A 26,139-nucleotide genomic window follows, 5' to 3' on the forward strand; every position below is an offset into this window, starting at 1 on the left:
TATCTATCCATCCTGTTTTTTAAGAAGCAAAATACTGGCACCAAGCACAATTGGAATTGTGATGATTAAAGCCAAAATAGAATGGTGCAAATCAATAAGCCCTAGTGCTTTGTTAAATACGCCTCTGGCAATAATTAACATATGCGTGGTTGGATAAACTTCACCAATATAACGACCACTTCCTTCTAAAGAAGCAACCGGGTTAAGTAATCCTGAAAATTGAATTGCTGGTAACATTGTGCCTACACAGGTCAAAAAGATAACGGCGATTTGGCTACGAGTGACGGTTGAAGCAAGTAAGCCTAGTCCTGTTGAAATGATACAATATGCAAAAGCCGCAAGGCATAAAGTAAAGAGACTTCCTTTTATCGGCACACCAAAAATAGTGATAGCCATAAAAAGTAGTAACAGAAAACTCAACATCGAAATGATAATGTATGGTACCTGTTTACCTAATAAAAACTCTGCTCTTGTCACTGGCGTCACGTAGAGATTAATAATAGATCCCATCTCTTTTTCACGAACAACAGATAATGCTGCAAGCATTGAAGGGATCATAAGAAGTAATATAGGAATAACGGCTGGCACCATTGATTGCAAACTTTTGATATCAGGATTATAACGATATCGAGTTTCAATATTGGCCAAACTAGTTGAATCACTTCCGGTGGTTTCTTTCACTTTTTGGCTTAACCACGCAAGATGCATGCCTTGAACATAACCTTTAATCGTTTCAGCTCGTAGTGGCATAGCGCCGTCAATCCATACAGCAATATCAACCGGATCACCACGTTGTATATCTCGTCCAAAATTAGGGGGAATTTCGATCGCCAGCGCAATATCATTACTACGTAATCGTGCATCCATGTCGTCATAATTAGTCAGCGGCGGCCTTTCAATAAAATATCGCTTAGAACCCGATAAGTTAAGCGTGTAATTTTGGCTAACCACTGTTTGATCACGATCAAGAACAGCAAAACGTAGATCTTCAACATCCATTGTAATACCGTACCCCATGACTAACATTAAGATAGCCGAACCTAACAAAGCCAATAGAGCTCGCAAGGGATCGCGCGATAATTCAAGCGTTTCTCGCCATAAACACCCAATCATCCGTGTTAAACTAAAGCCACTAAAATGCGGGTTTTGCGTTTTTTGTGTTTGATTTTCTGGCGAAGATTTCTCGGCTGTGGTTGAATTTTCTTCAGTATGATTATCGTCCGCGCCTGCATCGATTAAGTAGTTTATAAAAGCTTCTTCTAGCGTTTTTGCCCCTTTAGCAGCAATAATATTATCTGGCGTATCACTGGCTAGCACTTTACCGGCATGCATTAATGAGATGCGATCACATCTTGCTGCTTCATTCATAAAGTGTGTGGTTATAAAAACGGTAACTTTATCTTTGCGAGAAAGTTCAATGATCAAACGCCAAAAGTCATCACGTGCTATAGGGTCAACACCGGAAGTGGGCTCGTCAAGAATAAGAATTTCTGGATTATGCACTACCGCAACGGCTAAAGATAATCGCTGCTTGACACCTAAAGGCAAACTATCGGGTAGATATTGCGCTTCTTGCACTAAACCAAAACGTTTAAGTAGTTCTTGTACGCGTGCAGGAATTTTACTTTCATTGATACCGTACAAGCGAGCATGTAAAACAAGGTTTTGCTCGACAGTTAATTCGCTGTATAAAGAAAAAGCTTGCGACATATAGCCAAGATGTCGTCTGACATTAATATCACTGGCATCTACAGGTTTACCAAATAACCATGCTTCACCCGATGAAATGGGCAATAACCCGGTCAGCATTTTCATTGTCGTTGATTTTCCACAACCATTTGAGCCTAAAAAACCAAATATCTCACCTTGCTTAATAGAAAAATTAACGTGATCTACAGCTATAAAATCGCCAAATTGTTTAGTCAATCCTTTAGCTTCAATAGCTATTTGCAAATCTTTATTTAGATCTAATGGTGGAATTTCAACCGCTTGATAACCTTGTCTGGCACTTTCAGGCATTAGCTGAATAAACGCATCATCTAAATTATCTTTACCGGTTTTAGCTAATAATGATTTAGGCGTGCCGGTTTCTAAGATTTTTCCCCCATACATAGCAACCAGCCAATCAAAGTTTTGTGCTTCATCCATATAAGCCGTTGCAACAATGACACTCATCTGCGGTCTTTGTTTGCGAATTTTATTGATTAATTGCCAAAATTGCGCTCTTGAAAGTGGATCAACACCGGTGGTTGGCTCGTCTAAAATTAACAAATCCGGATCGTGAATTAAAGCAGAGCATAAACTGACTTTTTGCTTCATACCACCAGATAAACGGCCAGCAGGTCTCGATAAAAAAGGATATAATCCGGTACTTCGTGTTAACTCATCAATACGACGGCGTCGCTCTGCTGCATCATTGCCAAACAGGCGGGCAAAAAATTGAAGATTTTCTTCAACAGATAAGGTGGGGTAAAGATTTTTTCCAAGCCCTTGTGGCATGTAGGCGATACGAGTACAAACCGATTTACGATGGTTTTTGTCACGCATATCACCTTCTAAAACATAGACTAATCCTTCTTGAATAACGTGAGCACCTGCAATGAGTGAAAGTAAGCTAGATTTACCAACACCATCAGGACCAATTAATCCAACCATGCATCGAGGTGGAATAGCTAAATTAATATTGGATAACGCACAGTTTTTCTTATAATGCAAACTAACATCGCTGATTTTGACGACAGCATCATCATCGGAGCTAGTTTCTGTGGAGTTCACTAAATCCTGTTTGTCTGATTCTGACATAAGCTATCTCCAATTATTTTGTTGGACATTTAGCAATATCAGATAAGCCGGCTGGCCATTCAGTTTTAGGATCAAGTCGAACCCAAGCAACGCCAGGTAATCCTGTTTTAACATGAGTGATATAACATCTCAATAATTCCGGACTTAATTGGGCTTTTACTCTAAACATCAATTTTTGACGCTCATCTTTGGTTTCCACTGTTTTCGGAGTAAATTGAGCGACGCTAGAAACAAAAGAGATTTTGGCTGAGATTGGTTTTTCAGGTAGCGCATCAAGTACCAGTCTTACCTCATCACCAATGGCTACTTTCCCGGCTATCGTTTCAGGTAAAAAGAAGGTTAAATAAACATCAGATAAATTGACTAAATTTAAGACTTTACCTCCAGAAGGTAAAACTTCCCCTAATTGAGCGATACGGTATTGGATACGTCCATCAACAGGCGCAGTTAAAGTACTATCATCAATGTCTGCTTGAATTTGTCTTATACTCGCTTGAGCAACTTGGATAGCAGATTGAGCGCTTTGTAATTCAGCTTTAGCAACGTCAATTGCTGCATCGGCAGCAACTACTTTGGATTTTGCCGAATCTAGGGTAGCTTTGGCACTGTTTACTTTCGCCGTATCATCATCTAATTGCTGTATGGATAATGCCCCTTTTTGGGAAAGGGTTTTTGTTCGTTGAAGATGTTTTTCGGCGATATCTAAATCACTGGCATATTGATTCACTACTGCTGATGCGACTGCTTTATCACTGATTTTAATGGCGACTTGAGCTTTCGCACTAGTTTCATTGCTGACTGCTTGCAAAAGCTGCGCTTGAGCCTCATTCAATTGTGCTTGCAAAGTATCAGTTTGCATCACAACAAGCGGTTGGCCTGCTTTAACAAAATCGCCTTCATCGACATTAATTTTTTCAATTCTTCCGGCTAATTTAGTTGAAATATTAATTTCAGTTGCTTCAATACGCCCATTTCCATTGGTAAAATCGGCGCCATAACCTTCAGGTTTAAATTGTTGCCATAAAATAAAACTAATAGCAATAATAACAAGTACAATAATAATCCATTTTTTGCTTATTTTTTTCATAACCAATACCTTGTTTTAAACTGATTAATTTTTAATATCAAGCTTAACGAAAGAATTAATCGTTATATGCTATTTGTCCATAATTTGTTAAATAATAGCAAATGTTTATTATAAATTAAATCAAGACATGAAATAAGCGCAATAAAAGCTAATTTTAGCTAAGCGATTAAACTCTATCGGTTAGTTATAGGCAAATAATGAAGTAAATGCTATGCTTAGATAATTCTAAATGGATCTATTGTATATTTATATTTAAAGGTGAATTTCATGGCTTTACCCTCTTTTTTAACGCTTTATAACGAATTAATCTCAACACCAACAATTAGCAATGTTTCTAATGAAAAATTAGATTATTCCAATAAACCTTTAATCGACAAATTAGCAACATGGTTTGAAGAGTTAGGCTTTACAATTGAAATTCAGCCCGTTCCTAATACGCGCCAAAAATTCAATATGTTAGCAACCTACTCCAACAGCGATAATAAAACACAAGGTGGATTATTATTAAGTGGACATAGTGATACTGTTCCGTTTGATGACGGTCAATGGACTAAAGATCCTTTTAAATTAACTGAAGAAGACAATAAATTGTATGGTTTAGGTACAGCCGATATGAAAGGCTTTTTTGCTTTTATCTTAGATGCGCTGCGCGATATTGATCTAAAAAAATTAACTAAACCAATATATGTTCTTGCTACTGCCGATGAAGAAACATCCATGGCCGGTGCATCATTTTTCGCCAGAAATACCCAACTTCAACCCGACTGTACCATAATCGGCGAACCGACTTCATTAATTCCGATACGAGCACATAAAGGATTTATCTCTAACTCGATAAAAGTGATTGGTAAATCGGGACATTCAAGTGATCCCGATAAAGGAATTAATGCTATTGAGGTAATGCATTTAGTCATTGAACGTTTATTAATCCTTAAACAAAAATTCAAAGAGCAATATCATAATGACGGGTTTAGCGTGCCCTATCCAACGCTTAATTTGGGTGTTATTCATGGAGGAGATGCGGCTAACCGTATATGTGGATGCTGTGAACTTATTATTGATATTCGTGTTTTACCAAATAATGATGTTGATTCGTTATATAACGCACTTTGTGAAGCGCTAAAACCAGTTATGGAACAATACCCAAATCGGGTTGCTATTGAGTACGAAGTTTCACCAATTCCCGGCTATGAATGTAAAAAAGATCATCCGGCTCTACAGCATATTGAAAAACTGGTTGGTCACAGTGCACAAACTGTCAATTACAGTACTGAAGCACCCTACCTAAATCAAATTTCGCCAACCATTGTGCTCGGTCCAGGGTCAATTGAACAAGCACACCAACCAGATGAATTTATTTCAATGGACTTTTTGAAACCAACAAAAATGACACTTGAGAGATTGATTAAAGATTTTTGCCTTTAATTAGCCGGATCTAAGTAAAAGAAATTAAATATTGAATGAAGCAAAATCTATAGCTATTTCACTGTTATTAAATATGCTTTTTGCTTCGTTCACTAATTTTTCATTTTTCTCCAAACTATATCTAGGGCTAATATGTGTCATAATCAGTCGTTTAGCATTGGCTTGCTTAGCAATCGTTGCTGCATGAATAGTGGTAGAATGCCCTCGCTCAAGTGCTTTTTCTTCAAGTGCATGTTCTTGCGTTGCCTCATGAACTAATAGATCTACTTCTTTTGCTAATTCAATCGAGGCATCACAAGGGATAGTATCGCCTAAAATAGCAATCTTTTTCCCGCTCCTCACTTCATCCAGATAGTCAAAACCATTAATCACTCGACCGTCATTAAGCGTTACACTCTGCCCCGCTTTCAAAAGTGAATAAAGTGGGCCAATATCAATATTATCTGCTCTTAATTTATCGATGTTTAATCTGGCCGGCAAATCTTTTTCGATAATTCGATAACCAAAACTTGGTACTCGATGCTGCAATAATTTTGCTTCGACAAAAAACTTATTATCATCGAAAACCAGACAATCATGCTCTAATTCAATAATATTAAGCGGATAAGATAGCCATGAATAACTCAAGTCAATAACTGTTTGAATAAATTGCTTAATTCCTTTAGGTCCAACTAACGTTAAAGCAGATTGGTGTTGCATTAAAGAACGGCTGGTAAGTACACCGGGTAAACCAAACAGGTGATCGCCATGTAGATGAGTAAGAAAAATAACTTCAAGTTTTGAAAGGCTTAATTTAGCTTTTAACATTTGCAATTGCGTTCCTTCACCGCAATCAAAAAGCCATAATTTTCCTCTCTCTTCCCGCAGATCTAACACAATACTACTGACATTACGTTCTTGTGTCGGCGACCCTGCACTGGTTCCCAAAAAAGTTAATTTCATAATGTTTTAGATATTTTTGCGTTCAATAGTTTGTTCGCCCCAAAATAGTTTATCTGCTTTGGTTTTCGAAAATGCTAGCGGTAAAACCTCATCACTGCCTTCCGACCAAATCTGCTCAGCCAATTTTTCATCATAGTTTGCTAATTCAAAAATAGCTTCTGCAATTTCAATAGAAGTTTCGCGAATACTTGCCCAAGAACGAATATCATGTATTTCTTTTTTGGTAGAATTCATATTAAGACTCCTTATTTGATTAGATTAAGTGTAAAATAACCCCAATTCATCCAAATTACAATAGGGCAATAGCTTTATGTTAACAATCATCTCACCTGCAAAAACGCTTGACTATCAAAGTCCATTAATCACTTCTGATTATTCTAAACCACAATTTATGCCAGAAACTCAACAGTTGGTTGAAGTGTGTAAAAAACTTTCAGCTAATGAATTAGCTAAATTAATGTCCATCAGTCCTAAGTTGGCTGAAGTGAATTATCAACGATTTCAAGATTGGCATGCTAATTTCACCCCTGATAATGCCAGACAAGCAATATTAGCATTCAAAGGCGATGTTTACGAAGGTCTTCATGTCGAAGATTTTACGGATAAAGATTTGAGTTTTGCTCAATCCCATTTAAGAATATTATCAGGGCTTTATGGTGTATTAAGACCTTTTGATCTGATCCAACCTTATCGATTGGAAATGGGCATAAGATTAAAAAACGGTCATAATTCTAATCTTTATCAGTTCTGGGGTGATAAGTTAACCGATTATCTCAACAAGGAACTTGCTCAATCAGCCACTCCAACTTTGATCAATTTAGCGTCTAACGAGTACTTTAAGGCAATAAAAGCAAAACAACTCAAAGCAAGCATCATCCACCCTATATTTTTAGATAAAAGCAAAGGTGAATTTAAAGTTATCAGTTTTTATGCCAAAAAAGCCCGTGGGTTAATGAGCCGATTTATTATCAAAAATAATATTAATCAAAGTAATGATATTAAAAGTTTTAATTTAGAAGGTTATCAGTTTGATTCAAAACGTTCAACTGAATTAGAATGGTTCTTTATTCGAAACCATGCATAACACGATAGACAAAGATAGATGGAATTTTTCACAACATTAGGACAACAGTTTTTAGCGACTTTGCCCCTATTTGTCCTGATCTTATTAGGATACTTAGCGATTAAAATTGGGCGTTGGCAAAAAACAGTAACCGATAGTTTAACTAAATTTACTTTTTATATTGCTTTTCCAATTATGCTCTTTCAAATTATGAGCCATTTTTCTGAGCATTCGCAAATCGATATTAAATTGTTGTTGGTCTTTTTTGGAAGTTCCTTTATTGTTTTTGCATTGGGCTGCATCATTGCTTCGAAATGCTTTAAATTAAATGGAACTCAAAGCACTATGTTTGCAATGGGCGGTATTTACACAAACACCGTCTTTGTCGGTATACCGATAATTAAAATGTTGTTAGGCGATAACGCCATTCCAATTGTTGCCATAATTGTTATTTTCAATGCATTGATACTTTGGACACTTGCCACAGTTTGCACTGAGTTTGTTCAAATGGGGAAACTTTCAACTAAAGGTTTTGTTAAAGCCTTTAAAAATGTCTCAAAAAACCCAATTATTTTAAGTATTTTTGTAGGAATTGTAGTCAACTTTACCGGCATACCATTACCTCAATTTATTGATAAATCAGCCAAAATGGTTAGTGATATGACTGCGCCATTGTCATTGATTGTATTAGGAATGGGGCTGGCAGAATATAAAATTCGGGATGAATTATTACTTACCGGCTCTATTTGTATATTAAAATTAGCCATATTACCGATTGTTACTTATATTTTAGCTAAAATAATCGGATTGCCAACACTAGAGCTGCAAGTCGTTGTTTTATTAAGCTCAGTATCGATAGCTATAAATTGTTATATGATGGCTCGACAATTTGAAGTACTTCAAGGACCTATTGCGTCGAGTTTGCTAATTTCAACGGCATTGTCGTCTATTACAACACCGTTGATTTTATCGATTATGATGCAACTACCTTTTACTTAATTAACCCTTGCTAGCATTACTTTTCACTTTGTAGTGTAATTTTAATGCTAAAACGATGACTGCACTACCAATTAAAAACCGCACCCAATCAATAGATTGATGACTAACAATAACATTAACTAAAATGCCTGACGGGATAACGACATTATTCATAATAGCCAACGTACCGGAATCAACTTTTGTCGCCCCATAATTCCATAAAAAATAGCACAACCCTGATGCAATTACGCCTAGCCAGACAATGACTATCCATTGTATATTGGTTGTGGGTAATTTGGATGAATCACCAAATAACCACCACCCTAAACTTGCGACAATTACCGCACCAAGGTAAACCCAAGCAAATGCTTGATGTTGCGGTAAAGGATAGAGTTCCATAATGCGTTTATAACCAGCCTGCCCCAAAGCAAAGACAATATTTGCACCTTGAACAAGTAAAAATCCAATAATAAAATCCTGGCTAATATGATCATAGCGAATAATGGCTGCACCAATGACTGCTAAAACAGCGGTAAGTAGATAATTTACTCTGAGACGATGTCCTTGCAATAAATCATAAATGACAGTCACGTAAATTGGCGTAAAAATTGTAAATAATAAAACTTCCGGCACGGATATGTATTGAAAAGAGTTATAATAAAAAAAGTACATAATCCCTAATTGACACGCCCCTACTCCCATTAATAACAGCATTTGTTTAAGGCAAATGTTGCCAAAGCGTAAAAAAGGAATAAAGGTTAGAAAAGCCAATAACACTCGAATCACAACAGCAAACCAAGTATCCACCTGCCCACTTATATAAATCGCAATTAAACTAAATGAAAATGACCAAACAATGGTCACGAAAATAAGATAAGACATAATTGATAACAATAAAGAATGATAAATGGGCTGCATCGTATCAATTCATCTTACACTTGTAAACATTATGGGATTTGAATTGTGTACAACAGATAAAATAATAATGAAAATATTTACTGATTGCTTTTATAAAGAACAATAATTTCTGATATATTGGATTATAAATCCGACGAATAAGTCATATTACCTAAACTTTGCTAAACAAATAGCAATTTTTAAAACAATCATCTTCAAAAACAATCATCCTCAAAAAAGTTCAATTATGGCATAATGTGCGCCAAATTATATTTTTGCGACTTTGCTAAAAAGTTTTTGATAACTTTTACGAACAAGCGCATGTTAAAGAGAGTAAACATTTGTGTTAAGTACAAACAACATCACCATGCAATTTGGTAGTAAACCGCTATTTGAAAATATTTCAGTTAAGTTTGGTAACGGCAATCGTTACGGACTGATTGGAGCAAATGGGAGCGGCAAATCGACTTTTATGAAAATTATTGGCGGCGATCTTGTGCCAACCTCTGGCAATGTCTCACTTGATCCACATGAGCGATTAGGTAAACTACGCCAAGATCAATTTGCTTTTGAAGAATTTAGCGTGCTAGATACTGTAATTATGGGGCACACCCAATTATGGCAAATTAAACAAGAAAGGGATCGTATCTATTCATTACCTGAAATGAGTGAGGAAGACGGTTTTAAAGTCGCAGATTTAGAAACCCAATACGCAGAAATGGATGGTTACAGCGCTGAATCACGTGCAGGTGAATTATTACTCGGTGTCGGTATACCAATCGAGCAACATTACGGCTTAATGAGTGAAATCGCTCCGGGTTGGAAACTGCGAGTATTATTAGCCCAAGCCCTATTTTCTAATCCAGATATTTTATTACTCGATGAACCAACCAATAACTTAGATATTGATACTATTCGTTGGTTAGAAGAGACATTAAATGAACGTGAAAGTACCATGATCATTATTTCTCATGATCGCCATTTTCTAAATATGGTTTGTACTCATATGGCGGATATGGACTACGGTGAACTTCGTATTTATCCGGGCAATTATGATGATTACATGACAGCGTCAACCCAAGCTCGAGAAAGACTATTAGCTGACAACGCTAAGAAAAAAGCGCAAATTAGTGAATTACAATCATTTGTTAGTCGTTTTAGTGCCAACGCTTCAAAATCTAAGCAAGCAACATCACGAGCAAGACAGATTGAAAAAATCAAACTCGAAGAAGTCAAAGCATTGAGTCGGCAAAATCCATTTATTCGTTTTGAACAGGATAAAAAACTTTTCCGTAATGCTTTGGTAGTGGAAAACCTTACCAAAGGTTTTGATAATGGCCCGTTATTTAAAAACTTAAATCTCATGGTTGAAGTGGGTGAAAAAGTCGCAATTTTGGGTACTAACGGGATAGGTAAATCAACATTATTAAAAACATTAATGGGGGAGATTATCCCTGAACAAGGCGATATAAAGTGGTCGGAAAATGCCAATATTGGCTATTATGCCCAAGATCATGAATATGAGTTTGAAGAAGATTTAACTGTATTTGACTGGATGAGTCAGTGGAAACAACCCAACGATGATGAGCAAGCCGTTCGCAGTATTTTGGGCCGACTACTGTTTTCTCAAGACGATATTAAAAAACAAGTTAAAGTGCTTTCCGGTGGTGAAAAAGGCCGTATGCTATTTGGTAAATTGATGATGCAACGTCCAAATATCATTGTCATGGACGAACCAACAAATCATTTGGATATGGAATCGATCGAATCATTAAATATGGCATTAGAGCTATATCAAGGAACTTTATTTTTTGTGTCGCACGACCGTGAATTTGTTAGCTCATTAGCAACTCGTATTGTTGAAATAACGCCGGAAAAAGTGATTGATTATACCGGTAATTATGAAGATTACTTGCGCAGCCAAGGGATCGAATAAAGATATCGTCTGATTAATAAAATAGCCACATCTGTGGCTATTTTTTAGGTTAATTATGTTTAGATAAATTAAAACTCTAACTCATCCCACCAAATATCTATTAATGGACTGGTTTTAACATTTTTAAGCCCATGGCTTTCAAGCCATTTTGTGACAACGTCACGATTTTCTTCGGTACAATTACCCAATTTTTGAGTACAAATGATACCTTTCCAATTTAAATATCCACTACCTTCGTAAGCCAAACCGTTTGCTTGTATCGCTTCAATGATAAATTGATCGACAACGTTATCAATAGTTTCTTCGCTAGTGCCTTCGTCAAATGTCCAACTGACAGTAAAACCTAGCTCTTTAAACTCTTCAATATGTAATTTTTTTCTTAAACGACGACTGCGATTAACCTTAGCCATAATGATATCCTTCTACTTTAGATAATTTAGTTAGTTTTAGAATATGTATGATGACTAGATTGCTTCATACTATTCTGGTTATTTTTAGAAGTTCGTGTTTGACTAACACGTCTTCTTTTTGCCGGAACCTGTTTGGCTGTCGCTTTTTTTACTGGTTCGGCTTTAATTCGAGGATCAACTTCAAATCCTTGAGTAAAAATTTCCGGGATTGTTTTTTTAATCAATTTCTCAATTGATTTTAATTGAGGAAGCTCATCAATACAAACTAATGATATTGCCTGACCCTGATTTAATGCCCGCCCTGTTCTACCAATACGATGTACATAATCTTCTGCTACTTGTGGCAATTCATAATTGACTACATGAGGCAATAGTTCAATATCCAACCCTCTCGCAGCTATATCGGTAGCAACGAGTGCTCGTATTTGTCCCGATTTAAAGTCCGCTAAGGCTTTGGTTCTAGCCCCTTGACTTTTATTACCATGAATCGCAGAAGCTTTAATACCATCTTTAGTTAACTGTTCGGCAAGATGATTAGCTCCATATTTAGTACGCGTAAAAATTAACACCTGCTGCCATTGGTTTTTGCCAATCAAATAAGAAAGAAGTTCACGTTTACGCCGTTTATCAACCCGATGAATATATTGAGTAATTTGCTCAGATGCACTATTAGTTTTTGCTACAGCGATCGATTCGGGCGAATGTAAAATTGTATTTGCTAATGATTTAATTTCATCTGAAAATGTCGCTGAAAACAGTAAGTTTTGGCGCTTTTTGGGTAATTTTGCAATCACTCGTCGAATATCATGAATAAAGCCCATATCAAGCATACGATCAGCTTCATCCAGTACTAACATTTTAACAGTTGAAAGGTCAACCGCATTTTGTTGAACCAAATCAAGCAACCGTCCAGGAGTGGCAATTAAAATATCAACTCCTCCTCGAAGTTTCATCATTTGTGGATTAATACTTACCCCACCAAATACCACCAACGAACGCACCGCTAAATAGCGGCTATAATCACGAATATTTTCGCCAATTTGCGCAGCAAGTTCCCTTGTTGGCGCTAAGATCAAGGCATACAACGGGCGTTTACCTTTTCTACCTGTCGTTCTTTGTGGTGCATTATTTTGTTGCTCAACTAACTTTTGTAAAATGGGTAATGCAAAGCCTGCTGTCTTACCTGTTCCTGTTTGTGCACTAGCCATAAGATCATTACCTGATAAGATAACTGGAATGGCTTTTTGTTGGATTGGAGTGGGATGGGTATAGTTTTGTTCTTTTACTGCTTTTAAAATCTCGACATTTAAGCCAAGAGAGTCAAATGACATGAAATGATTCCTAAATAAACGAAAATTGAATTGTCGAAAATTATTATAAAACAATTCGACTATAATTGTTTGATTATTTACCGATACTGATTGAAAACATTGTGTATCAAACAATAACAGTCGAAAAGATAAGACTATTTTTTGTAACGATTACTTCGCTTTAACTCAATAAATAGCAATTTATAAAAAATGAACACCCTGATTTTTAAAATGTTTTTTATAAAAAACCAGCTAAATGATATTTATTATCATTTCCATTTATGCTACTATCTCGCACCCAATTGTAATTGATTAATGGACTATGTATGCTTTTTAATTTCAGCCGTACAAAAAAAATACTAATAGCGTTAATTTTAACGACCGTTAGTATTAACTGCTTTGCTAAAGATGATATCACTTTTGCAAACTTTCGTGATATTCGTGATTTAAACCCTCATCTCTATTCCGGTGAAATGTGGGCACAAAACATGCTTTATGAATCTTTAGTACACTACAATGAAGATGGTACATTCTCGCCTTGGTTAGCTGAGAGTTGGACAATTACCAATCAAGGTAAAACCTATACTTTCAAATTGAGACAAGATGTCACCTTTAGTGATGGTGCAAAATTCGATGCACATAGCGCAAAACTTAACTGGGATGCTGTACTATCGAATAAAGTTCGTCATACATGGCTTGAAATGGTGCGTTTAATTACCGATATAAAAGCAATAGATGATTATACGTTGCAGGTGAATCTATCCGAACCTTATTATCCATTTTTGATTGAAATTGCAGTGACACGCCCTATGCGTTTTATTTCCCCAAATTCAATGAAAAACGGTGAAACCAAAGATGGAGTTAACGCTTATATCGGAACTGGTCCTTATGTATTAACTGATCATAAAAAAGATCAGTATGCCATATTTACCGCTAATCCGACTTATTGGGGCAATAAGCCGCAAATCAAAAAAGTCACCATGAAAGTAATTGCTGATAATCAGAGTCGCTTAATGGCACTGGAAAAAGGTGAAATTGATCTCATTTATGGTAAAAACATGGTTGATGCTGATTCTTATGAGCGGTTTTCCAAAATGGATAAGTTTCAGACATTAATGTCTAAGCCTGTTTCAAGCCGTATTGTTTTAATGAATACCACAAGACCAGCTTTAAGTGATATCCATGTAAGACAAGCTATTGAGCATATCATTAGTAAAAAAGATATATCGGAAGGTATATTTAACAATAGTGAGGCGCCAGCTGATACCTTAATGGCAACAAATATACCTTATGCCAATCTAGGGCTGAAACCGTATGAGTATAATCCTAAATTAGCTGAACAATTACTTGATCAGGCTGGTTGGGTTAAGGCAAACGGTGAAAATTACCGTCAAAAAGATGGCAAACCTTTTGAAATTACCCTTTACTATGATAGTAATACTGCGTCACAAAAAACCATTGCACAATACATGCAAGACGAATTTGAGCAAGTTGGATTAAAGCTCAATATTCATGGCGAGGAAGAACAAGGCTATCGTGATCGTCAAAAAGCCGGCGATTTTGATATGGTGTTTGATATCTCATGGGGAATGCCTTATGACCCTCAATCATTCCTATCTGGCATGAAACTTCCGGTTTACGGCGACTATATGGCACAACAAGGATTAAAAGACAAACCTCAGATCGATGCCAGTATTAGTAAAGCGCTGATTTCGACTGATGAGCAAGAACGTCAAAACTTGTATCGTTATGTACTGCAAACCCTGCATGATCAAGCGGTTTATATCCCACTAACATATGAACGAAATCGTGCTATTGCAGTAAAATCATTAAAAGGGATCGAATTTGCACCTTCACAGTTTGATATACCATTTGAAAAAATGCACTATTAATCTACTGGTTTTATTGATCAATTAGCATGTTAAGTTATATCTTAAAACGTTTAATAATGATGATACCAATTTTATTTGGTATCTCATTTATCGCTTTTTTACTTATCAATTTAGCGCCTTCCGATCCTGCTGAAGTTGCTTTGCGTCTTAATGAAATCATGCCAACACCCGATGCTATTGAAAGTATGCGAGAGGAACTCGGATTAAATAAACCTTTTTGGAATCGTTACTTTACCTGGCTATATAACGTCTTTCACCTTGATTTTGGGCGTTCGTTTATACATCGTGACAGATTAGTTTGGGATGAAATGTTACGTAGCCTAGTTCCAACAGTTGTTTTAGCCATTTCGTCTTTTATCTTTACATTGATTGTAAGTGTTATTTTAGGCGTATTATGTGCTATTTTCGCCAATTCGGTATTCGATCATATTGTACGGATAATCATATTTTTAGGTACCGCTATGCCAAGTTATTGGCTTGGTCTGCTTTTTATCTGGTTGTTTGCCAATTATTTAGATCTTTTACCCACTAACGGCTATGGCACATGGCAAAATTTAATTTTGCCAACTTTAACATTATCTTTCGTTTATATCTCAACCTACGTCCGATTTATTCGTAATAATATGCTCGAAAATATGCATAACTACAGCGTATTTTATGCACGTAGCCGAGGCTTGAAAGAACGCTCAATTATTTTAAAACATGTCTTAGTTAATTCATTACATACCACCATAACGGCATTAGGTATGACAATTCCCCAATTAATAGCGGGATCTTTTGTTGTGGAATATATTTTTTCATGGCCGGGGCTTGGACGTTTGTGTATTTCAGCCATTATGAATCGAGATTATCCGGTTATCCAAGCTTATATTTTAATTATGGCGATTTTATTTGTGGTGTGTAATTTCATTGTTGATGTCGTTCATCAATTGCTCGATCCTCGTTTACGAGATAGTGGTGGTATCAGATGATTATACTAAAGCAACTTATCAAAAATAAAACGGCTTTGTGTTGTATCGTTTTGATTACTTTAATCATTATTCTTGGGATTTTAGCACCCTATATTGCCCCATTTGATCCGAATAAAGTTCGTATAGTGCGTAAATATGCTAGCATGTCTGGCGAACATTGGCTGGGCTGTGACCATTTAGGACGAGACATTTTTTCTCGTTTACTTTATGGTATCCGCTCTACCCTATTTTTATCACTGCTTACGATGATAATCACCATTGTCATTGGTACCGTTATTGGTCTGATTTCAGGTTATCAACGTGGTAAGCTTGATGAATGCATTATGCGCCTTTGTGATGTTATGCTGTCTTTTCCTAGTCAAGTGATGATTCTGGCCATAGTTGGGGTGCTAGGAGTTGGAATTGAAAATGTTATTATTGCTAATATTGTCGTTAAATGGGCTTGGTATAGTCGTATGATACGAAGTTCGGTAATCAAACACAGTCGAAAAAATTATATTCTTTTTTCACGAGCCATTGGCGCATCCAATACCTTCATCATACGCCGTCATTTATTGCCAAATATTATGTCTGAATTGGTGGTATTAGCAACTTTAGATACTGGTTGGGTTATTTTAAATATTTCGGCGTTATCGTTCATCGGATTGGGGGTTCAAGCCCCTACGGCTGAATGGGGGCTTATGTTGAGCGAGGCAAAAAATGTGATGATCCAACACCCAATGCAAATGGTTTTTCCCGGAATAGCTATTTTAATTGTGGTGGCAGCCTTTAATATGTTAGGCGACTGTTTAAGAGATATTCTCGATCCAAAGGACAAATCAAATGAGTCATAAATTACTTGAGATCAAGGATCTTAACGTAACCCTTAGTAATGGCAAAACGCTATTAGATAATCTATCTTTTAGTATAGATCATTATCAATGCATGGGTATTGTGGGTGAAAGTGGAAGCGGTAAAAGCTTAACATGTAAAGCAATTATAGGCTTGTTAGAACCCTATTTTCGAGTTAAGGGCGAAGTTTTATTTTCTCCAAAACAAAAAAATAGACATTTTTCATCAAGTGCTGATCTATTGAAACAACGTAAAGAAGTATTACGTAATATTCGTGGCAACACTATTTCAGTTATCCTACAGCACCCGATGAATGCTTTTGATCCACTTTATTGTATTGGCAAGCAAGTTGTTGAAACGCTACTTGCTCACCGTAAAATGACTAAAAGTGAAGCAATTAATAAAACCCTATGCATGATTGAAACCATCGGTTTAGATAATTCTAAGATAATTTACAACAAGTATCCACATCAATTAAGTGGTGGCATGCTGCAAAGAATTATGATCGGAATTGCTCTAATGCTAGAACCCGAGCTTATTATTGCCGATGAGCCGACAACGGCTTTAGACTCGATTAGTCAATATCATATCCTTAAGATGTTTGAACAAATTAAGCAACAATCAAAAACAGCCATGATCTTTATTTCACATGATTTAGGTGTGATTCATCATATAGCAGATCAAATCATTGTAATGAAAGACGGCGCTCTTGTTGAACAGGGAACGCGAGATGAGATTTTTTATCATGCTAAAAATCAATATACCCAGTACTTAATCAATGCTCGAAAACAATTAGTAACAAAATTCAACGCTGCAGTTAAGCCTAAACCTCTTAATGTTAGCTTGGAGAGCATTTAAATGACCGTTTTACTACAAGTTGAAAATTTAAACAAATCATTTGTCCAACCCGATCAAGGATTATTTAGTCGAAAAAAAACTAAAGTGATCAATAATGTTTCTTTATCGTTAAAACACGGTGAGTGTCTGGGCATTATCGGTGAAAGCGGTAGCGGTAAAAGTACACTCGGGAAATTGATCCTTGGACTGGAAAAACCCGACAGTGGTAAAATCTATTTCAATGGGCAAGACATTTCAAAAAAAGCCTGGAAAAAGTCAGTGATGCGACGTAATCTTAGCGCAGTATTTCAAGATTATAATGCTTCGGTTAACCCTTATTTTACCGTTGAGAATATTATTGCAGAACCAATTGATATTTATGAAAAAATACCTAATAAACAACGTAAAAAACGAATTGATGAACTGTTAGAGCAAGTTGGTTTAAATTATACTTTTGCTAACCGATTTCCTCATGAAATGAGTGGTGGCCAATTACAACGTATCTGTATTGCCCGAGCAATTGCTTGTCAGCCTCAATTCATTTTATTCGACGAAGCGGTCAGCTCATTAGATATCTCAGTGCAAGCACAAATTTTATCGTTATTGTCCGAATTACAAAAACAATTAAATTTAACCAGTATCTTTATTACACATGACTTAACGACAATCACTTATCTTTGTGATCGAGCCATGTTTTTTTATCGGGGACAAATTGTTGAACATGTTGATAATATCGAACAATTAGGCAATGTTAAAAATGCTTATTCTAAGCAACTTCTTGAATCTGTATTAGGTTTTTAAATTTATGACAACCGAATTAGACAACAACAAACAGTTTTATTTTAAAGACTATTTAGCTTTGGTGATCCCTTTTATAATTTCAACCATTACAACTCCACTACTTGGAGTAGTTGATACAGCATTAGTCGGGCACTTACCTAATCCTGCATTTATAGCCGGTATCGCTGTTGGCGCAGTCATTTTTAATACCATTTATTGGTTATTTGGCTTTTTGCGAGTCAGTACAACTGGTTTTGCTGCACAAGCTTTAAATGATCCTATATTATTGCGTTCTTCGCTTATTCGTCCGCTATTTATTGCTATAGTTTTAGGTATCTTATTTATTATTCTACAGCAACCTATTTTTGATGCGGCAATGCAAGTGATTAAACCGAATAAGGAAGTCACTCATTTCGCAAAGACCTACTATTCAATTTTGATTTGGGGCGCCCCTTTTGTGCTTATCAACTATGTATTAGTCGGTTGGCTAATGGGAATGGCAAAAATAAAAGCGGTTTTGTTTTTACAAGTACTGATTAATGTACTTAACATTATTTTAGCTATAATCTTAGTTTGGGGATTTCATTCAAACATTGAAGGGGTAGCTTCTGCGACCTTAAGCGCACAGATCAGCTGTAGTTTATTAGGATTTTGGTATATCTATCGTTATCTACCAAAAACACAACAAAAAACCGATTTAAAAGCAATATTATCTTGGCAGTCATTAAAAGGGGTAATTTTAGTTAATACTAACTTGATGATCCGTACTATTTGTCTTTTAATTGTCACTAACCATTTTATATCAATTGGCTCTAGCTTCAGCACTCAAGTGCTTGCCGCCAATGCTGTATTGTTCCAAATTCACTATTTAATGGCATATCTCTTTGACGGGTTTGCTAATGCTTCGAGCGTATTTAGTGGCAAAGCTAAAGGGACGAAAAATATTACGTTATATAATCAAACCCTTAGATGGTCATTGCAGGCATGCATTATCTGTCCGATAATTTTAATTGCCATTTGGTTAGCTTTCGATACCGCAATTATAAAATTATTGACGAATCAAACAGAAATAATAGGGTTATGTCAGCAATATCAATTATGGTTGATGATATTTCCAATAGCAGTTGCAGGTGGTTTGATTTACTATGGCGTTTTTTCTGGAATCAGCTATACATCATCAATCCGAGATTCAATGATTCTCGCACTTTTACTTTGGTTAATTGCCCAATATATATGCGTGCCAATTTGGGGAAATAATGGATTATGGTTTTCATATATTTTATTCAGTTTAGGAAGGACGCTGTTCTTAGTCATCTGGATCAAAAAATCTAAAGGCTACGTATTGATCTAAGTTGTTGTTAGATATTTTATCAAATTGATCAGAAAATAAAAGGTAACACAACCGGTTACCTTTTGATTTAAAAATATACAAACTATTTTTTAGATGGATGAGGATCTTTAACTGAATCACCTTGCCCACTAACTATATACCAACCATTTTTACTATGTGGTTTTTTATTATGATCCGGACAAGGGGGTAACGATTTCTTACTTTGGTTGGAATAAATATATCCACAGTCAGCACATTTATAAGTGCCGGCTGAAACATCACTACCGTATGCAGCAAATTTTTGTACCATTATAAGCTCCTCCAGTATAGTTATATTTAAGATAAGCTAATACTTATCAGTGATATTTATAAGCTCTGATTAAAAAAAAAGCAAGTATGTTTTTTAATCATACCCGATTTTACCGTTTTTTTATTAAATGAATTTAACATCTATATTTAAAACAAAAATACAATTTAAGCACTATTTCACCATCAATCTTTTGATAATAATATAAAAAATCTTGTCAAAATCTTTCAGAAAATACCTACGTTTCAGTATAAAAATTGAGGAAGTAGAAAATTTTTATCAACAAAACGATTATGGGTATTATTTAAAATACATTGGATAATTTTATAATTCCAAAATTTCGTTAGGTTGCTAAATTTTAAGATTTTATCATCTATAAGTTTGTTGTAATAAGACCATTTTAGTTTGTTAAAAATAACGCAAAAAATCGTTTTCAATATTAATTGAGTAGATTATTCTTCGATAATTTAGATTTTATATTTCATTAAATAAATAAACTAACTTTTCCTAAAATCTATCTTGAAGCCGGAGGCTGAAAAAAGATAATGTACAATTTGTGTCAACAGCCAAGCAAATAGCTTTCGGTGATAAATAGAGATGATTGAATTGATTTATAAAATTCTCTAATTACTTTTAATGATAGCGTTGATAGTTAATTATCTAATAATATAACAAAATTAAAAAAGGGGATATTATTCTCCCCCCTTTTTGACTAATATTAAAAATGATACTTCTGGAAATATTTTTTAAATTTTATTTAAGGTGAAACACAAATCGCCTGAGTAAATTGAGTTTTTGTGCCACTTATTTTATCACCTGTTACATCCACAATAAAATGTTGATTTGGAATTGGACTTGGGGATGGTGAACTGGTCCAAAAAGCAAATGGAGTCCAAGCATCGCCATAACCTTTATTGCTTAACGACCCCCACTCTGAAAGCAATCCACCATTTATTTGCCTAATTTTCTTTTCACCATTTCCAGGATAGCCGCCTTCCCACCAATTAGGAATATTACCGTTAGTCAGATCTGACACAATTGGCAATCTATAATTTGGCAAGCTTGCACAATAATTTTCAGCGTTATTATAATTGTTTTCTACCATATCGATACCATTACTATCCGCTTGAGGAATAAACCAGTGGCGCAATTTAAAACGATAAATTGGAATAGTTTTTGCTTGGTCAGCATAAATCGTAAATTGTGTTGGCACAAAACTCATTTTAGATGAAGGAGAATTAGAGTTTGGTCCTTTTAACTTCACTACGGCCACCCCTTTAGATTCACTGAATTCTAAATCAACATTAGAATTGTTAGGCACTTTGCTATAACTAAGTTGACGGTAATCTTTAAGCCCGGCAACAATCAATTTGAAATTAAGATCATTGGCGCCTGTTGCAGGAAAATTAGTTTCAGGATTATTAACATCTTGAACTAAAAAAACATTTTTATCTGAATCCCACTGACCAGAAACACCGTTATTTTGTGTTAATGTTTTCGGTTGAACAAAACAAGTATAAAATGAACTTGAACCAACATGAAGGAAATAATTATCATTAAGATCACTAAATGTTGTTGAATCTGGAACACCATATTGAGTCTTAATACTACTGTTTTCGATATGTAAATTGATATAATATGGCGCTAAACATTTGTCGACAGCATCAGTCCGCGCTACATTTTGGCCTAGAGAATTTGTAATTCTCATAGAAATTTTACCGGTCCCTGCATTTACCAAATCACCATCATCATCGCGACCATAATTATAAGGTGCTTGCAATATCGCACTGAAATCGATTGATTGTACTTTATCACTATCCATAGAAGAGCTAACCGGAACGATTGTTTGTATATCAGCAAAGGTAGCAATACTATTTGGAATGGCAATAGGTAAGGGATTATTATTAGAATCCTTGGGTGGTTGATTATATTTAACCTCTTGACCATTTTCCATATAACTGATCCAAGATAATGCTTTAGTATCTGTACTTTTTGTTTGACCATTATCAAAAGTTAAGTAAGGTGCAGTACCATTAATAAATTTTGCTGTTTGGTTTGATAGTGCGGAAACAGAATTAGCAACGATGCTTAAGGTTAAATAACTTGATAAATAAAAAAGAACGGTGGTATATTTTCGCTTTCTGATATGTCTAACATGAGGTGAATATTTTTGATTAATGCTTGAAATATCTGAAGACAGTGTACAACTTAATGCTATCATGAATTACTACTCCTTTTGATTCTCTTTATGTTTTTTTTGAATTAACAAGATCCATCTCGAGGTAGTACTAAAACGATTTGTTTGACATAAGAATAGGATATGAGCAAACCTGAAATCGGTTTCACAATAATAAATTAGATAAGGTAGTTTGTATCTGAATTTTATGTAAAGAGTTGTTAAGAATTTTACGACTTTGTAAGGCATATCAAACAGATAAATCTAGATAAGGGAAGTATTAATTTGACAGATTAGATTTAATTATTCTATCTATGAAAATTAAAATATTTTCGATCGTAGGCTAAAGTAATCCTTTACATTTTTGGGGTTTAGAAAATTTGTTTAATTTTTGGTATTCTTCTAATAAAGATATGAATGACCAATAAAATATTTAGCATAATTACATTAGGTTCGCCCTTGCCAAAGATATTATTTTTTTCAAATTCAGATTGACTGATTATTTTCATAATAACTATCCTCGTCAGGAAATGATTTAAAGTTATTCGTGTAAAAGAACTTATTCTGTGGAAAATGGGCATATTTAATATTGATATATCCATTTAATTATAATTTTTTTATTGGCCTTTTACTGCACGGTTAAACCGTTCAAATTCCATTTCACCAATTTTTGATTTTAAAATATTAGCAATGGCATCTAATTTAGTAAAAGATACCCCGACATTTTGCGCAATTTGAATATGAGATTTAATCTGACTATCGGCACCAGCCAATGTTGATAGCGCAGCTAATGTCGCAATCTCTCTATCTTCATAACTTAAAATATCTCGACCAAAAATATCGCCAAAAAGATGGGCTTTTAAAAATTGATCGATAACAGGTGAAAAATCCATAATGCCGCCGGTAACGGGTTTGCCAACAACTTTTGTTTGAATTTTAGTCCCCAACTCTAAAGCGCTTATATTAGTGGGTAATGGCGCTGACGTAGAACCAACTGTGTCAGTAATGCCTTCTCTTTGACGTTCTTCAAGCAGATCTTTGAAAACACTCAGCCCATTTAAACTCCTAGGAAAACCAACGTAGGCATAAAGCTGAACTAAAATTTCTTTAATTTCATTAATGGTTAACCCTTGGTTTAAACCATCAATTAAAGCTTGTTTTAATCCAATCATATCGCCCTTAGACATAGAAGCGGAAATAGTCACAATTGATCCTTGTTTTGGTGTTAAAGTATTCATAGCATTTACCTTTGCATAAATAGTTAATACTGTAATCGGTTACTTTTTCTAACCACCCTGGATGTTTACAAATTTGTGTGCCTAAAAATGATAGATGAGTTATTAATATTAGAGCCAGTGCATATAAAACATTAATCTATCAGGATTTGTTTTATTTTTGCATTTATATGATTTTTAATTCAATATATCTCAAAATAAACTACAGTAAATTACCTTATGAAGAGTTTGATAATTCACTTGCTTATCGACAGGTAATTCAATTTAGTACGCAGCCCTATGAATAGGATATTTACTTGCATTATGACAAACTCAATTTTTCAAAAAAAATTTTATAAAGTTCATCTTGATTATTAAAATAAAGAACAATCCCTCCAACTATTAGCATTATAAAATTCATGGCATTGACTAATATCAATCGACGTTTAACTTTGGTTATTTTATCAGATAATTTTGTACTAGTATCACCAGCTTCTTTATAAATTTGTGTTCTCTTCTCTAAAATTTGAAAACGCTTAAATGATTTTTCTAAACTTGTATTTAACTCATCTAATGAATCTTTATATGATTGATTTGAGACAAATGTAATTAAGAAAATCATAAATAATCCAATGATTACTAACGATCCTATAAGAAGATTACCTGCTTTAATTAATGCCGAGGCAGCAATAAGAGCACCAGGTATTGCATAAGCCTTATTTTGAGTTGAGGAAATAATATCATTTATTTTTGAAGTATATTCGATATATTTGCTTTCTATTTCAGATAACACTTTATCTATAGAAAATTTTTTCGTATATAAATCAACTAAATCTTTATAACGCTTATAAATTTGTTTATCTTTTTCGATTATTTCAGTTAATACACATTTATTATCAACAAAATCTGAAATAGCAACTCTCAATATAGATTGCCTTTCCGATGTCATGACATCATCTACTTCAATAATATTTAAAAGTTCACTTACAAAGTCAAAATTAATTTTATTTATTTCTACTATTTCATCTATTATAGATAGATTGTTAGATGGAATAATAATCTCAACTTCTTTTATGTTATTTTTATCTGGAACATAATAAATACATTTATCATAAAAAGAATATCTTGATATATTATTTATTAGCCTACTCCATTTTAAAAATAAGTTGATTTTTTTGATAATAGGTTCAGGCATTAAGAATGATATCATGCCATTATTTACTCGCTCTCCGCCATCAAGAATAATGTAATAAGGCAATTCATGATCCAGTGAAGATGCTTTTACCCAAAAGCTGTCTAACGTAGGAAAAATCACAGTATTTTCAGCTAAATCGCCTTTTTTTATTGGAAAGCTAACTAGATTATGAAATGAGGAATAATCTAATTCTTCACTTTTAACCCCAAAAGTCCTTAAAAGTTCTTTTAAATTTTCACCATTGACATTTTGCCCCAAAGAAATCTCAGCCCATCCGCCCTCGATCTTAATTCCACAAGATGACAATTGCGCAAAAAGATACTTTAGTTTCTTTATTTCATCTTGAGTTAATATATCTTTATTCATTTTTACTTACACCAAAGTAATCATTAAGATTTTTAATATCATTTTCATTTAACTTAATTGTTAGGGTGCCATCCGTTTGGTTATAAGTGATTTTTTTGTTTTCTTTATTATTTATACCTAAAGCACTATAAGAAATTTGACAACAATAATCTTTTTCTGCATCTTCCAATGTTAGCGTTTCAAAAATTTTCTTAGATGATGGAGTAGGTTCAAAAAATTCATTAATCTTATAATCCCTAGATGCAACAAAATCACTAAATTTTCCTTTAATTGTTTCATCATCTAATGTGCTGTCTATAATGTTTTGAAAATTTTCTATCGATAATTTCCTATCAGCTTTTCTTTTTAATGTATTTTCCAATAATTTTGATATTGCTTCTTGAACATTATCTTTATCTCTCTTTTTAACATTAAAATGTTTCAAAAAATCTATAACAGCGCATTTAACCTCGTCAATACTTAGAGTACTATCAAGTGTTTCGTTACACCCTAAAGCTCTCTTAAAGAAGTTACTCGTTGATTTACCTGTGATAAACTGAAGGTAAGGCTCTCCTTTATTATCAGGATAAGTAGCATCAAATAAAGTTAAATCAATCATTGCAGCCTGTCTCAACGAATCCAAGTTAATAGTTGAAAACATTTTTGGGATTAAATCATCATCAAAATTAAACCCATTATTATTATCAACCATCAAAATAAACAATCTACCTAAAGAATCTTCTTCACTTTCAATATTGTAATGAATAAATATTATTGAACCTCCCTTTTTGCTTCGCCTATCAGCATTAGCCTCGGAACAAAGTTTTTCCATTATGGTTGAAACTAGAGATTCAAATTCTAATTCTCTTTTTGAATATTTAGATAAATTAACAGCTACACTAGTATTAGTTATACTTTTATAGATGTAACTATGATTTTTTTTATGCCTTTTGAATTTTTCATCTACTTTAGCGATGAATTCCAAAATATCGTTATCTGTTAATTTCCATAATTTACCAAGTATAAAGCTAAAATTAGAATTTTCTCGCTTCAGATCTGCTGTAATAGCAAATTGAGGCAAATATTCAACTGCTCCTTGTTCTATTGATGAATCATACCCACAATCACTACAAACACCACTAACATCTAAATCACTATTACAATTGGTACATATTTTTTTAAAAGCATCTGTCATATTGTTTATCCCGAATAATTTAATCAATTAATGATAATATAAACAACAGATACCCTTACATGATAATAAATACAGCTAACAGTACACATATTCATTTTTATAAAATATGATGAAATTTACCTTTTAATTGGATTAATTGATCTACGAAAATTTAATTCAAATAGGACACAACTCACTTCATCGAGTTGTTGCATTTTGAACTAATGTCTCTATTCA

General features: G+C 34.4%; 22 protein-coding genes. 10 read left to right on the forward strand and 12 right to left on the reverse strand.

What is annotated here, in order from left to right:
* Positions 1-3: 3 nt before the first annotated feature.
* Both rbbA and GYM74_RS06290 read right to left on the reverse strand, forming a co-directional pair.
* Positions 4-2,802: a ribosome-associated ATPase/putative transporter RbbA gene (gene rbbA / locus GYM74_RS06285; protein WP_220217374.1), complete on the reverse strand. Its 2,799-nt coding sequence runs from the start codon at positions 2,800-2,802 to the stop codon at positions 4-6.
* Between the two features lie 13 nt (positions 2,803-2,815).
* Complete coding sequence (locus GYM74_RS06290) at positions 2,816-3,889, reverse strand: HlyD family secretion protein (protein ID WP_220217375.1); 1,074 nt, start codon at positions 3,887-3,889, stop codon at positions 2,816-2,818.
* A 267-nt stretch (positions 3,890-4,156) separates the two neighbouring features.
* Here GYM74_RS06290 and argE point away from each other — a divergent pair, with 267 nt between their 5' ends.
* Positions 4,157-5,314: an acetylornithine deacetylase gene (argE, locus tag GYM74_RS06295; protein WP_220217376.1), complete on the forward strand. Its 1,158-nt coding sequence runs from the start codon at positions 4,157-4,159 to the stop codon at positions 5,312-5,314.
* Between the two features lie 24 nt (positions 5,315-5,338).
* On the opposite strand, the gene rnz is transcribed toward argE, so the two are convergent.
* Together rnz and GYM74_RS06305 are read right to left on the reverse strand one after the other, a co-directional pair.
* Positions 5,339-6,256, reverse strand: coding sequence for a ribonuclease Z (rnz, locus tag GYM74_RS06300; protein ID WP_220217377.1), 918 nt, complete (start codon positions 6,254-6,256; stop codon positions 5,339-5,341).
* A gap of 6 nt (positions 6,257-6,262) precedes the next feature.
* Entirely contained in the window at positions 6,263-6,490 is a 228-nt protein-coding gene (locus tag GYM74_RS06305) for a YccJ family protein (RefSeq protein ID WP_220217378.1), read from the reverse strand.
* 76 nt (positions 6,491-6,566) lie between these two features.
* Between GYM74_RS06305 and yaaA the strand changes: the two genes are divergently transcribed.
* Positions 6,567-7,340, forward strand: coding sequence for a peroxide stress protein YaaA (gene yaaA, locus GYM74_RS06310; protein WP_220217379.1), 774 nt, complete (start codon positions 6,567-6,569; stop codon positions 7,338-7,340).
* Positions 7,341-7,358: 18 nt separating this feature from the next.
* Entirely contained in the window at positions 7,359-8,318 is a 960-nt protein-coding gene (locus tag GYM74_RS06315; protein WP_220217380.1) for an AEC family transporter, read from the forward strand.
* Here the strand turns inward: GYM74_RS06315 and GYM74_RS06320 are convergent, their stop codons facing one another.
* A complete protein-coding gene (locus tag GYM74_RS06320) occupies positions 8,319-9,179 on the reverse strand; it encodes a DMT family transporter (RefSeq protein ID WP_220217381.1) in 861 nt (286 codons plus the stop codon). It abuts the gene before it with no gap.
* 358 nt (positions 9,180-9,537) lie between these two features.
* On the opposite strand from GYM74_RS06320, the gene GYM74_RS06325 reads away from it, so the two are divergent.
* The gene (locus tag GYM74_RS06325) at positions 9,538-11,130 is read left to right on the forward strand and encodes an ABC-F family ATPase (protein ID WP_220217382.1); all 1,593 of its coding nucleotides are present in this window, start codon (positions 9,538-9,540) and stop codon (positions 11,128-11,130) included.
* Between the two features lie 68 nt (positions 11,131-11,198).
* Here the strand turns inward: GYM74_RS06325 and GYM74_RS06330 are convergent, their stop codons facing one another.
* Positions 11,199-11,540: a YggL family protein gene (locus tag GYM74_RS06330; RefSeq protein ID WP_220217383.1), complete on the reverse strand. Its 342-nt coding sequence runs from the start codon at positions 11,538-11,540 to the stop codon at positions 11,199-11,201.
* A gap of 26 nt (positions 11,541-11,566) precedes the next feature.
* The gene (rhlE, locus tag GYM74_RS06335) at positions 11,567-12,871 is read right to left on the reverse strand and encodes an ATP-dependent RNA helicase RhlE (RefSeq protein WP_220217384.1); all 1,305 of its coding nucleotides are present in this window, start codon (positions 12,869-12,871) and stop codon (positions 11,567-11,569) included.
* 305 nt (positions 12,872-13,176) lie between these two features.
* On the opposite strand from rhlE, the gene nikA reads away from it, so the two are divergent.
* From nikA to GYM74_RS06365, 6 genes are read left to right on the forward strand one after another with little or no spacing between them, the layout of a single operon-like run.
* Positions 13,177-14,742, forward strand: a complete 1,566-nt coding sequence (gene nikA / locus GYM74_RS06340; RefSeq protein ID WP_220217385.1) for a nickel ABC transporter substrate-binding protein — start codon at positions 13,177-13,179, stop codon at positions 14,740-14,742.
* A gap of 26 nt (positions 14,743-14,768) precedes the next feature.
* Positions 14,769-15,713: a nickel/cobalt ABC transporter permease gene (opp1B, locus tag GYM74_RS06345; RefSeq protein ID WP_255556096.1), complete on the forward strand. Its 945-nt coding sequence runs from the start codon at positions 14,769-14,771 to the stop codon at positions 15,711-15,713.
* Positions 15,714-15,715: 2 nt separating this feature from the next.
* On the forward strand, positions 15,716-16,546 hold the full coding sequence (gene opp1C, locus GYM74_RS06350; protein WP_366939815.1) for a nickel/cobalt ABC transporter permease: 831 nt from the start codon (positions 15,716-15,718) through the stop codon (positions 16,544-16,546).
* Positions 16,536-17,402 (forward strand): ABC transporter ATP-binding protein, encoded by an 867-nt coding sequence (locus GYM74_RS06355; protein ID WP_220217388.1) that lies wholly within the window; start codon positions 16,536-16,538, stop codon positions 17,400-17,402. The genes opp1C and GYM74_RS06355 overlap by 11 nt, the downstream gene beginning before the upstream one ends.
* Positions 17,403-18,182 (forward strand): ABC transporter ATP-binding protein, encoded by a 780-nt coding sequence (locus GYM74_RS06360; RefSeq protein WP_220217389.1) that lies wholly within the window; start codon positions 17,403-17,405, stop codon positions 18,180-18,182.
* A 4-nt stretch (positions 18,183-18,186) separates the two neighbouring features.
* Positions 18,187-19,512 (forward strand): MATE family efflux transporter, encoded by a 1,326-nt coding sequence (locus GYM74_RS06365; protein ID WP_220217390.1) that lies wholly within the window; start codon positions 18,187-18,189, stop codon positions 19,510-19,512.
* Between the two features lie 82 nt (positions 19,513-19,594).
* Here GYM74_RS06365 and GYM74_RS06370 read toward each other — a convergent pair whose 3' ends face one another.
* The 5 genes from GYM74_RS06370 to GYM74_RS06390 all read right to left on the reverse strand — a co-directional run bounded on the left by GYM74_RS06370 (position 19,595) and on the right by GYM74_RS06390 (position 25,923).
* Entirely contained in the window at positions 19,595-19,801 is a 207-nt protein-coding gene (locus GYM74_RS06370; protein WP_220217391.1) for a hypothetical protein, read from the reverse strand.
* 754 nt (positions 19,802-20,555) lie between these two features.
* Entirely contained in the window at positions 20,556-22,019 is a 1,464-nt protein-coding gene (locus tag GYM74_RS06375; RefSeq protein WP_220217392.1) for a hypothetical protein, read from the reverse strand.
* Between the two features lie 572 nt (positions 22,020-22,591).
* A complete protein-coding gene (locus GYM74_RS06380; protein WP_220217393.1) occupies positions 22,592-23,212 on the reverse strand; it encodes a carboxymuconolactone decarboxylase family protein in 621 nt (206 codons plus the stop codon).
* A 298-nt stretch (positions 23,213-23,510) separates the two neighbouring features.
* Complete coding sequence (locus GYM74_RS06385; RefSeq protein ID WP_220217394.1) at positions 23,511-24,749, reverse strand: hypothetical protein; 1,239 nt, start codon at positions 24,747-24,749, stop codon at positions 23,511-23,513.
* Positions 24,742-25,923: a nucleoid-associated protein gene (locus tag GYM74_RS06390; protein ID WP_220217395.1), complete on the reverse strand. Its 1,182-nt coding sequence runs from the start codon at positions 25,921-25,923 to the stop codon at positions 24,742-24,744. Before GYM74_RS06390 ends, GYM74_RS06385 begins: the two co-directional genes overlap by 8 nt.
* Positions 25,924-26,139 lie beyond the last annotated feature (216 nt).

This window comes from Gilliamella sp. ESL0405 (assembly GCF_019469205.1).
Classification (GTDB): Bacteria; Pseudomonadota; Gammaproteobacteria; order Enterobacterales; family Orbaceae; genus Gilliamella.